This is a genomic window from Clostridium kluyveri DSM 555, from assembly GCF_000016505.1.
Taxonomy (GTDB): Bacteria; Bacillota; Clostridia; order Clostridiales; family Clostridiaceae; genus Clostridium_B; species Clostridium_B kluyveri.
This window is the reverse complement of record NC_009706.1, coordinates 3,304,744-3,316,733: the sequence shown is the minus strand read 5'-3', so window position 1 is coordinate 3,316,733 and position 11,990 is coordinate 3,304,744. Positions and strand designations below refer to the sequence as shown.

General features: G+C 35.2%; 11 protein-coding genes. 7 read left to right on the top strand and 4 right to left on the bottom strand.

The window, feature by feature from the left end:
* Window position 1: 1 nt before the first annotated feature.
* From CKL_RS15800 to CKL_RS15775, 7 genes are all read left to right on the top strand, one after another.
* The gene (locus CKL_RS15800; protein WP_012103584.1) at window positions 2–622 is read left to right on the top strand and encodes a YmfQ family protein; all 621 of its coding nucleotides are present in this window, start codon (window positions 2–4) and stop codon (window positions 620–622) included.
* Window positions 623–633: 11 nt separating this feature from the next.
* Window positions 634–2,319: a hypothetical protein gene (locus tag CKL_RS15795; protein ID WP_012103583.1), complete on the top strand. Its 1,686-nt coding sequence runs from the start codon at window positions 634–636 to the stop codon at window positions 2,317–2,319.
* Window positions 2,320–2,334: 15 nt separating this feature from the next.
* Complete coding sequence (locus CKL_RS15790) at window positions 2,335–2,679, top strand: hypothetical protein (RefSeq protein ID WP_012103582.1); 345 nt, start codon at window positions 2,335–2,337, stop codon at window positions 2,677–2,679.
* Window positions 2,680–2,694: 15 nt separating this feature from the next.
* Window positions 2,695–2,835: an XkdX family protein gene (locus tag CKL_RS20045; RefSeq protein ID WP_081428000.1), complete on the top strand. Its 141-nt coding sequence runs from the start codon at window positions 2,695–2,697 to the stop codon at window positions 2,833–2,835.
* A gap of 256 nt (window positions 2,836–3,091) precedes the next feature.
* A complete protein-coding gene (locus CKL_RS15785) occupies window positions 3,092–3,484 on the top strand; it encodes a phage holin family protein (protein ID WP_011930397.1) in 393 nt (130 codons plus the stop codon).
* Between the two features lie 12 nt (window positions 3,485–3,496).
* Window positions 3,497–4,417 (top strand): glycoside hydrolase family 25 protein, encoded by a 921-nt coding sequence (locus CKL_RS15780; protein WP_012103581.1) that lies wholly within the window; start codon window positions 3,497–3,499, stop codon window positions 4,415–4,417.
* 85 nt (window positions 4,418–4,502) lie between these two features.
* A complete protein-coding gene (locus CKL_RS15775) occupies window positions 4,503–4,754 on the top strand; it encodes a hypothetical protein (RefSeq protein ID WP_012103580.1) in 252 nt (83 codons plus the stop codon).
* 124 nt (window positions 4,755–4,878) lie between these two features.
* Here the strand turns inward: CKL_RS15775 and CKL_RS15770 are convergent, their stop codons facing one another.
* Genes CKL_RS15770 through CKL_RS15755 form a run of 4 tightly spaced genes read right to left on the bottom strand, consistent with a single transcriptional unit; the run spans window position 4,879 to window position 11,698 of the window.
* Window positions 4,879–6,498: an ATP-dependent nuclease gene (locus CKL_RS15770; RefSeq protein WP_012103579.1), complete on the bottom strand. Its 1,620-nt coding sequence runs from the start codon at window positions 6,496–6,498 to the stop codon at window positions 4,879–4,881.
* Window positions 6,499–6,520: 22 nt separating this feature from the next.
* Window positions 6,521–9,481 (bottom strand): type III restriction-modification system endonuclease, encoded by a 2,961-nt coding sequence (locus CKL_RS15765; RefSeq protein WP_012103578.1) that lies wholly within the window; start codon window positions 9,479–9,481, stop codon window positions 6,521–6,523.
* 14 nt (window positions 9,482–9,495) lie between these two features.
* Complete coding sequence (locus tag CKL_RS15760; RefSeq protein WP_012103577.1) at window positions 9,496–11,466, bottom strand: site-specific DNA-methyltransferase; 1,971 nt, start codon at window positions 11,464–11,466, stop codon at window positions 9,496–9,498.
* Window positions 11,459–11,698 (bottom strand): helix-turn-helix domain-containing protein, encoded by a 240-nt coding sequence (locus tag CKL_RS15755; protein ID WP_012103576.1) that lies wholly within the window; start codon window positions 11,696–11,698, stop codon window positions 11,459–11,461. The genes CKL_RS15760 and CKL_RS15755 overlap by 8 nt, the downstream gene beginning before the upstream one ends.
* Window positions 11,699–11,990: the final 292 nt, after the last annotated feature.

The window sequence follows — 11,990 nt, the reverse complement described above, 5'->3', positions numbered from 1 at the left end:
AATGTATGGTACTGAAAAATATGGGACAACCGGATATTCACAAGAACAACAGATATCTGATGAAGAAATTAAATCTTACAAGCCTGATTTATTATACAGGCTGCCTCCTCATCTAAAGGAGATTCCAGAATTTAAGTCCTGGGGTGATGTATCAAGTTATGAACTTGGACTTTCTGCCTGGCAGGAAGAAGATATTCTAAACCAGTGTTTTATAGATACTGCAACCTGGGGACTTGTATTTTGGGAGAGTATATTTAGCATTCCCACTGACCTGAATAAATCTTATGAAGACAGAAGAGCAGTCATAAAAGCAAAACTAAGAGGTTCAGGCACTACTACAAGACAGATGATAAAAAACACCGCAGAAGCTTTCAGTGGCGGCGAGTGTGATGTAATAATGCATCCAGAGGACTACAGCTTTACAGTTCAATTTATAGGGATTAAAGGGATACCTAAGAATCTTGAAGATTTTAAACAGATGCTTGAAGATATCAAGCCTGCTCATTTAGGCTATTATCTCAAATATACTTATACAGTTTGGAATTTCTTAAAGGACAAAAACCTTACGTGGAATCAGGCCAAACCTAAGACATGGAATGATCTAAAAGTTTATGATGGATAGGAGGGAACTAAATGAAGACAACAGCGAATTTAGGATTTAAAAAGCCTGAAGGTACGGACGTAGTAAATATAGACGATTTAAACTATAATGCGGATATAGCAGATACTGAAATAGTAAAAAAAGCATCTTCTACACAAGACGGAAGAATGGCAAAAGAGGATAAAGTAAAACTTGATGGCATAAGTGCAGGAGCAAATAAAGTAGAGCAGTCTAGTACTAATGGAAACATAAAAATAAATGGAACAGAAAAAACAGTTTACACTCACCCTGGAAGTGGTACCAATCCTCATGGAACGACAAAGAGTGATGTAGGATTGGGAAATGTAACAAATGATGCACAGGTAAAAAGAACAGAGATGGGGACTGCCAGTGGAGTAGCAACTTTAGATGCAAGTGGGGTAAATGCACAGGCACCAAAGGCTCATACTCATACAAAATCACAGATAACCGATTTCCCAAGTTCATTACCTGCAAACGGAGGAAATTCAACAACGGTAAATAATCATACAGCAAATGGTACACCTGCAACTACAGAGAAAACTGATATTATTAAGATGATAAACGAGGTTTTTCAGTCTGGCACTAACGTAAAAGCTGATGCGATTAGTGCCGTTAACAGTAAAGGAGGCAGTTTAGGCAGTGATGCCACATGGGATGATATTATAGCTGCTATAAATGCGATAGCCAGAGGACAAGGAAATGCTGTGGAAAGTCAGGTACTTAGTGGAATAAAGTTCAGCAATTCAGATGGACAACTTAGAACAGGAACTATGCCAAATAAAGGAGCTGTAACTATAACACCTTCCGGTTCAGCACAAACTATACCTGCAGGATATCATAATGGTAGTGGAAAAGTAAGTGCAGTTACGGTTCCTGTAGCCAATGTTTTATCTGGAACAACTATTGCAGGACAGACCGGGACCATGCCGAATAGAGGGGCAGTGACACTTACACCAGGAACAGCCGATCAAATTATTTCGGCAGGATATCATAATGGTAGTGGTAAAGTTAAAGGTGAGCCAAATTTGAAACCTGAGAATATTAAAGAAGGAATTAGTGAATTTGGTATAATAGGAGCATTAAAAGAAAAACAAGATATATTCAATTATTTGTTAAATATACCTTCAGGATCTTCTTATAATAAATTAACTCCTATTGGTTTTGTAGAAGGAGAAGGTATGTGGTTTATGCAAGGAACAGGCAATGATGGAACAGCTATACTGCTTAATTCAAGTGGAACTGTTACAAAAACACTTACTATAGGTGGCAATGGCATGTTCTTTCATGCATCTAAAAACTATATTATGAGACAAACATATCCTGCTAAAACTATAGAAATAACCAATAAATCAGGAACGGTTATAACAACAATATCGACTACTTATTATGGAACAGGACTTTTGGGATGTATAAATGAATATCATAGTTTAATTTTCTTTATCCACCCTGCTACTTGCGATATTTATAATTTAAGTGGAACATTACTTTATAGCGTTACAGTTCCTAATATTAGCACTGGTTATAGTGCTAATTTATTAATACCTTGTAAAGGTGGAGCAATATTACTATTTGATAATGGTGAAAATACTTCTATATCTACGATTTCCACTGTAGGTACTGTTACTACACGAACCCTCACTAAAACCGATAGTAAAGAAAATAAAGTATATGGCGTGCTATTAAATGCATTAATTTAGGAAGGTGAGAAGTAAATGAAATATATAAAAATAAATAATTTTTGGAATCAATTTAATCAACCAGATTATAAAGGGTTAGATATAGATAAATTTATAGCCGGAAGTCAAAGGTGCAATTTATTTATAACATACTCTGTATGTGCAACAAATGAGGAATTAACATCATTACTAATAGATGTAGAAGAAATTACAGAAGAACAATATAAAATAGAGACTCAAAATATACAGAATATAAATCAACAGCCTAGTCAAAATGAAGTTTTAGCCCAAACCGTAGCAAATTTAACTCTCCAAAATGCAGATCTGGCAAGCCAGGTCGAAACACTAAGTCAAACAATTGCACAAATGCAATTAGGATAAGAAAGGATGATATAAATGAGTAAATATTTTAATTTTTGGAGCATGGTTTATAAGAATAGTTGGGTAAATTTAGATATGGTAAAACAGGCAACAAGTAAAAGTATTATAACTACAGATGAATTTAAAACCATAACCGGCCAGGATTATACAGAATAAACCACAAGGCAAAATAGGAGCTAGAGATAGCTTTTTTATTTTACCTTGAAATACTTATAGAAAGGAGTGAGAACATGGGAAAAAAGGCAAACATAATTGAAACAGGAGCAGTTGAGGTTAAAGTTACAGCGAACTGGGGAACTGGAGAAGCAACCCAAATGAATGATGATGCTGAACCAATAAAGAGAATATAAGGAGTTTTAGAAGGTCTAAGGCTTTTTTTAATGCTTAAAAATAACTAGATAGGAGGTTTAAAGTGGATCATCAAAGAGTTTTTAACCTATCTATAAGTACCTTTGGGGGAATTATGACGTTTATTTTTGGAGGTTGGGACATTTGCCTATATGTGTTAGCTGCTTTTATGGTTTTAGATTATGGTACCGGAGTATTTAGTGCCTATATAACAGGCAAGGTAAATTCTCAAACAGGCTTTAAAGGTATATTAAGAAAATCTGAAATTTTTGTGGTTCTAGCTGTAGGTACTTTACTTGACAGGCTCTTAAATGAGGGTACATGGATATTTAGAACAGTGGTTTGCTACTATTACATTGCAAACGAAGGAATCTCTATCTTTGAAAATTGCGGGAAGAGTGGACTTCCACTCCCGAAAAAAATAGTAGAAGCTTTAGAACAATTAAAAAATAAATAGGAGGAAAATCGTATGATTAAAGGAGTAGATATAAGTAATTTAAATGGTTCTATAGATATAAACAAAATTAAAAATGCTGGCCACAACTTTTTAATAGCCAAGGCCACAGAGGGAAGTACCTTTATAGATAAATTTTATAATGCCAATATTGCTAAAGCTAAAGCCCTGGGATTTATAACCGGGGCTTATCATTTTGCCAGATTTACAACCATAGCAAAGGCTATTCAGGAGGCAAACTTTTTTAAACAGATTGCAGCAGGAGTCAAGCCAGACTTTGTAATATTGGACTTTGAGCAGCAGTGTTCCGGGGACATGACAGAAGCGTGTTTGGCTTTCCTAGAAATAGTATCTTCTATAGCACCTGCACTTATTTATTGTAATCCAAGTTATATAAAGGCATATTTAAACAGCAGTATAACAAAGTATCCTCTATGGGTAGCTCATTATGGAGTAAGCAGTCCAAGTACTGTATTATGGCCTGATTATGCAATGTGGCAGTATACAGAAAAAGGGCAGATACCAGGAATAAGTGGGTACCTGGATTTAAACTATATGTCTGAAGCATTTTATAATAGCATTTCTACAGGTGAACCAGTAAAACCAAACCCACTTGTAGAGCAAATTAAAGCACTCCAATATAACTTGAACATTGATTATAATGCAGGGTTAGTTATAGATGGAATAGCAGGTCCGGCTACTATGGCAGCATTAAAAGGAATTCAGGATATCATTGTAAAAGGCCACAAGTCTCATGTAGTCCTATGGATTCAACAGAAACTAGAACAATATGAATATTTAAAGGAAAATTCCTACACCCAAATGTTGTATGACGAACCAACTTTCCAAGCTGTAACCGAACTCCAGAAGAACTGGGAAAGACCTACGGATGGAGTTTTGAAAATAGAAACCTGGAATATATTTTTGAATAACTAATTTAAAATAATTTTTATATTTTATTGCCTATAAATAAAAATCTGCATATTTATTAGATAAGAAAGTGATAAAGGAATGATAAACAATGGCTAAGTATAGAAAGAAACCTGTTGTAATTGAAGCTAAAAAATATAATGGGCATAATATAAATTCTATTGATGAGTTTATAGGAAATGGCAGGGGATATCAATATAAAAAAGGTGTTTTATATATTAATACGCTAGAAGGAAGAATGAAAGCTAGTATAGGCGATTATATTATAAAGGGCATAAATGGAGAATTCTATCCATGTAAGCCTAATATATTTGAAAAGACCTATGAGAAAGTAGATGAATAAAAAAGGGAGCTTAATGGAGCGTTCACTTAGGGATTGAAGAAAAACTTAAATGAACAGCTTCAAGCGGGGCAAAAAAGACCACATAAGAGTTTTTTACTCCTGTGTGGTCTTTTTTTACATTCAGCTAATTTTGTCCCAAAAGTTCTATAATTAATAGTTTATCTGCAATATCCTTAATAAAATGAGGAATTTCCTCTATATGTTGTGCTATAGCTTTAGCTTTTCCTGGTTTTGAAGAAATATGATATTTTTCAGAAATGGTTTGTTCCATTGAAGTATAGTCATCTATTGCTGTACGCAAATAGGATTCAAAGTCTTTACCGAAGTATGCATAATCGGCTCTAACAATACAATTTTCAGTTTCTGTATCCCATTCTTCTTCGCAAAAGATGCCATTAAACACATCCCTAGTCTTTGATGCATTCCTGTCACAATCAAATATGGCATAACAATTGTAACCGTATGCTTTAAATAACCTCCAGTACAAAGGGATTGCCTCCTTACCACGACAATTAACAATTTCGGTTCCATGTTCAGCTAAAGAATACCCACTACGTTTTAAATATACTGGCAGAGCAAAATATTCAGTAGCTCCCTCCACTAATATGATTGTTTCTGCAAACATTCCTTTTAACTGGTCTGAAAATAGTTTTGTTGAGTAAAAATCAATTATGTTTTCTGGTGACACACAATTCTCTGGAACACCTGACCCTATACAAAAATCGCAAAGTTGTTGAGCGGATAGTTGTATTGCTTTAGTAACTCCACCTTCTTTATGTACTCGTACAAGTCCATCTAAGTATTCTGCATCTATGAATTCTGCGGAATGTGTTGAAATGATTACTTGAATGCCACATGAACACATATCTACAACATATTCCTTTAACCATCTTTGAGCTAAGGGATGGAGATGGGCTTCTGGTTCTTCAATAATCAACACAAAGTTTTCACCAGTGAATACTTCCATATATGCTTTAACAAAAGCCATTAATAAGACTTGCTGTTCACCAGTGCCGAATTCTTCAAATCCACGAATATTATCTCCCTCTTTTGCATAGATCCGAAGTGACTTTGCATAATTGTTTGGATCATAGGCTGAAAAATCCACAGCCAATGAATGAACAAATCCTTTTACCGCCCCCTTTAGAGCTTCAGAAAATCGATTAAAAAAACCAGAGAATTCATCAGTCTGTTCAAAGGATGCTGTAATTTGATTAAAGGCTTGTGATAATTCATCTTTATGCTCTGTACTTAAGGCTTCATGTATCTTCTTTGAAAACTTACTTAACAGAGAGTAGCTACTACTATAATTAAAAGCACTCTGGATATTTCTTTCAGCATCAATCAAATAGGACTGACAGGCAGAACGCTGTTCGTTTGTGGGATATATTTTATTTCCACTGCCATCGTGCAAAAGATTATTATTAGCCTGTCCATTATAACCATAACTTACAGCTATAACGTCATATCCATTTCCTTTATTATCATAATATAAAGGCTTAGTAAATTTAGCGGTAATATGTGCGGTAGGATATTCATTTTGATTACGTTTAAAGTAATCACTTTCCAACATCTCAATATAAGTTGGATATCTTTCACCAAGTATTCTATTTATAGCTGATAATATATTAGATTTTCCTGCGTTATTCGGTCCGAATAGGACAAGTGGCTTATTTGGAGGAAGTTTAAGAGCCACTCTTTCTATCGATCGATAATGTTTAATTACAATTGCTTCTAACCTCAACCTTTCATCCCCCTAAATTAAATTACTCTGCCAATACTTCTTTAATAATCTGAGCCATCTGTTTGTTGTTTAACTGATCACGGAAATAAACAGTGTACCCATCTTTCGAGAGCATATCAAAGAAAACACGAGCACAATCAATTTTTGCTTTTTCTGTACCACGTAAGTCGGATTTATTTTCTACGTCTTTTGTTTCGACTACAATGTTAAGCTCTTTCTCACCGGAAGCCTTTCTTACAACATACATGAAGTCTGGACTGTACATTCCACCGGTAATAGTTGGTATGGCAATGCTGCTACGTGGAATTTTTCCATATACAATGACTTCTTCGATGTCCGACATAATATTTTTTTGTTCCAACGGTGAGTCATAAGCGAAAGCATCATATAAATACTTCTCGCTTGGTGTTCCCGGAGCTATCTTTGTGCCGATACGTCCCTGTGCGATATCTTCACGTGGAGAACCGTCTGAATAGGTGAGTGCTGTTGCACCAACAGGTGTATTGCTTTTTGCATAATGGAATCGACCTTGCAAATTATTGCTTCTCCAGTCATGAAATTGTTGGATAAACATGCTGACAGAATTTTCATTAATATGTTCTGGATTAATAGTTCCATTCCTCTTAACATACTCACACAATGCTTCATGCAATATTTTAATTGGAATGTTTGTAGCATTTGTGATCCTCTTAAGAAATTCATTGTAGGGAATAGGTTTGGATACTATATATTGAGCGCCTGTATCTGAAACAATCATCATCTGTGAGCCATCGCTCTTAACGATATCTCTGGAGCTAGTCATGACAATGTCTGTAAAAACACCGGGTTTTTCCAGCAAAGATAAAACAACTTTAGCCATATCAGCATCCAGATCATCATCATAGAAAAGTAGGTATCGTTGATTGATTGCTTCCCATAATTCGCGTATTTCACTGTAAACAGCTTTGCGGATTTTTACAGGTCTTGGTTTTGCTACATTTCGGTCTTTTACCTTACCTGAAGACAATCCTGTAGCAAAGTCCGGGTATTCTGCAAAGAAAGCGTCCCTTGTATCGGGTTTTATATTTAATCGCCTGTCTATGTAATGTTTATCATATAGTGCATCAAAAAGTTCATCTGAAGTCATGCCAAGCTTCTTGGCCACTTGTTCCAATCTTTCTTCGCTAATAGAAGAAGCTTGTGGAATTTCTCCGTTTATTTGGTCTATTAATCGTTTAGCAAAGTCTGCCTCTGTGAAGTCAACAATATAATTAAGCTGGAATTCTTCATTGGAGATTCTATTACCATTCTCATCTACAGGTAGACGTAAACCTCGTCCAACCTCTTGCAGTTTACTATTTTCACTTCCGCTAGAACGAAGTTTAGCTATCGTAAATACATTAGGGTTATCCCAGCCCTCTTTAAGTGTCCATTTTGAAAATAGAAAACGTAAAGTGTTATAGCTACCGTCTTTATTCTTGAAAGAGAGAAGATGTTTTTTTCCATGAAGGATGGTTTCTACTTCTTTTGCTATATCTTCATCCGAATCGCTATTGTCCTGTGAAAAATAGCCTGCATGGCAAGCAGAAATATCTGCAAGACTTGCTTCCAGATATGCCCGATATTCTGTATCATGCTCACTGAGGGTAGATAGCACCGATTCTATCCGTTCCTTAAGCAATCTCTCAAAAGCTTGCAATAGATAAGGGGTTTTACCTTCCTCGTTTGGTCGATATGATGATATATCATCGATAAAAAATAATGCCAATGTCTTGATCTTGAAATTGCGACCACAGAAGTTTGTTTTTTCTGTTTCAAAATGACGCTCAAGGGCAAGACGCATCATCTGCTCTTGATAAGAGGTCATATAGATATCCACATCCAATTCCTCACCAGTTGACTTTTGAATACCATTAGAAAACTCAACTGTTGATTTACCAATAGCATGAACCGTAATTCCCTCAAAAGCTTCATTAATGATAGATAGTGAATCTCCAGTTTTAAGAGTAAATGTTTTAGTCGATTCATCACGCTTTTTATACTGAAAGGTAACAGAATCCTTGCTTGTGATGGAAGTGATTTTCACCTTTTCTTCACGCTTGGATACCGGTTCAAAATGCTCCTTCGTTACTCCCTTTATCAAATTTTGATTAAAAGATTCACAGGCATTTAAATCATAGAGCAGGTTTTGGTAGTCTTTTACGGTTATTTTGTTTTTTCCACGTCCACTTGTAGTTTCAGGGAAGGTAGCACCAAAGCGTATAATACACTGTGGTTTTATTTCATCAACGATAACCTTAAATGCCTTCTGGTCACGAGAAAATCTGTGTGGCTCATCAATAATAACAACAGGGTTTGTTGCACGAATAGCATCAAGTGGTCTATAAAAACCTTCTACTCCATAATCATAGTCGTCACGGCTAAGCATACCATTTGATCGGACAACAAGTAGTTGCATATTAACTAATAATACATAAATCTTCTTCGTGTTCTGGCAAGAACCTTTTACAAAGTCGCTCACAACACTCGGGAAATAGGAGCGCCCCTTTTTCTTGTTTTTTGGTGTTTCTAGTACTCCAACCTCAATTTCTGTACCATAACCACAAACATCGGAAAAATGTCGCTTTACATATTCATCACGCAAAAACTGTGCGGTTCCTGCTTTAATCGCAAGTGAAGGTACAGCGATAATAAACTTATTAAGTCCGTAACGTTTATGAAGCTCATATATAGTATGAGTATAAACGTAAGTCTTTCCTGTACCAGTTTCCATTTTAATATCAATATTCAAGCAGTCACTAATAGGCATACTGCTTCGATATTCTGCAGGTATATTTTTTTGAATTTCTCTAATATTTGCAGCTAGTTTAGGGTCAGAAAGAGAAATACTTGGATTTTCATAAAATTGTACAGGAGAAGCTATCTGTACCCCATTCAAAGCAGCACTTACTGCATCTACAGCTTTTTGTTGGTGTGGTAATCCTCGTTGTAGGATAAGTTCCATAACATACCCTCCAATCAATAACGGATATCGAAGTTGATACGCAAGTTTTTCTCTGTATCCTTCAACCGTTTCAAATTAATTTTTAAAGCTTCCATTTCCGTCCATGTAAAACTATAACCAAATAACACCACGTTCTCAGGATTAAAGCTACCGTCAGTTTCATATTTTACTACAATGGCTTCAATCGCCTTATTAGACAATTCCGGGTCAATTAGGTAAAGATGTTTTCCTATATAATAGCCATTGTATCCAGCAAAATTTAACTCCTCAGCATCTGCTGTAAGTCCATATCCATCTCTAACAAGCCACGTTGCAAGGACGGTAGGTTTTCCAAAATCACTAAGAATGTCTTTATTAGCAAATAATTTATTCTCGTTAGGGTCAAACTTTTCAAGTTTGTCTAGAGTGTTTTGCTCAGGCTCAACCAATGTATAGTGCTTAAAGCCTAGGTCAACTGTTGTATCTGGATATTCTTCCTTTAGTAAAGTAGCGGCTTTTTTTATGCGATCAATACCAATATCGCATATAGTCCTATAACCATTTTTATAGGCTGAACTTGTTTCTTTACATTTTTCAGGAAGTTGCACCATGATATATTTTCTTCGAGTGTTTTCATCGCAATTCAATTTCATAATAGCTTCTGCAGTTGCGGCTGAACCTGAAAAGAAATCCAAAATAATATCGGAATCCTGAGTACTAAGCTTTGCTAGTAAAGTCATTAGTGCTAATGGCTTTGTATGATTAAATATTTTTTTCCCAATAGTTAAAGCAACATCTTTTGTTGCATTATCATTGGAATACATATTATCTGTCGTCTCTAAGGTCGATAAACACTTAGTACGATCACCATATTCGATGTAGTATCCGTCATCATTTTCTTCAATAGTAGCTTTTTGATAAGTTTTGGTATAAAGCCTACTACCATTTTTACTGCGCTTTACAACAATAAATCCATTTTTGTATCCAAATTCAAACTTTGCTTTACTCCAGCGCCACGCCCAGTCAGCTGTGTCATGAATTCCAGATTGTCGTTCATTATATAATTCTAATGATGAACCAGGATAAAATACTTCTCCATCTATCTCAATTGGATAATCTAAACTCTTACTATATTGTAAACTATCATAGTCAAGAGTTTGATTTAATTTGTAGTAACCTCGTTCCTCAAAAAACTCATCTTTGTGTTTAAAGGCACTGTCATTATGGGCTATTGGAAACAGAAGTGGTGCATTCGTTTTTGAATACATAAGAACATAATCATGATTTTTAGCAATTATTTCTGATGATTTTCCACCACGCTTAGTTATTCTAGGAAACTCAGCAATAAAATTTTCTTCGCCAAAAACATCATCACATAATAATTTTAAATTATGGCATTCATTATCATCAATACTAATGAAGATTACGCCATCATCTGTAAGTAAATCCCTAGCAAGTAAGAGGCGTGAGTACATAAACATCAACCATGCTGAATGCGATGCCGAACCTCTCTTTGTTAAGTCTAAAATGCGTTGTGCCTGTTCTTCGCTAATACTTAGTTTTTCCGAAAGCTCTTCCACAGTAAAATTGAACTGGTCATTATACACAAATCCATCTGTTCCAGTGTTATAAGGAGGATCAATATAAATACATTTAACTTGACCTGAATAGGACTTCAAGAGATGCTTTAATCCATCAAGGTTGTCGCCACTTATGTAGATATTTTCACTGTTCATATTTTCAGGTTTTGAGTTATGTTCCTCGTCTGGCACAACAACTGTTGTAGTATCAATTGAAGCCAGCAATCGGGCATAGTTTTTACCCAAAAACTTAAGTTCATAACCCTCTCCCGTTACAGCAATCTTATCACTTAAAAATTCCTTAAACCGCTCAATATCAAAGGATCCATCTGCCCTAAAACATGAGGGGAAATTTTCTTTTAATACAGCCATTTCTCGACTGTTCGGTGTTGCACTATCATTGGCATTCATAATATCCTTAATCATTGTTATCATTCACCTTGCCTTTCTCAATTTTATCAGGTACAAACTCTAAAATATCACAAATATCACATTCTAAAGCTGTGCATATTTTTTGAAGTATTTCTGTATTTACATTTTCGTTTCTGCCAAGCTTTGTGATAGTTGCCGAGCTAACACCGGAAAGGCGTTGCAAATCTTTCTTTTTCATATTCTTATCAATTAGCAGCTTCCATAGCTTGTTATAATGTATTGCCATTTTTTGCACCTCCTACAAATATTAATAATTATATCACAAAAACACGCTATAAACAGTATAAATTTTTAATCTCACATTATTTTTCGTCTATTTCAATCACAATTTTCTATTTACGCATTTATCTTAAGATGTTCGAATTAAAGCTTTTAGACAAAAATGTCTGTAAGTCTATTTGTAAAACCAAAGGCAAAGTTAAAACATTCAGACTTCTTAAATTCAATACCACTTTCGCTCAAATTTGAGCAAAAACACAATCATTACAGTCGTCTTTACCTTAGAAAAAAGACAGGCT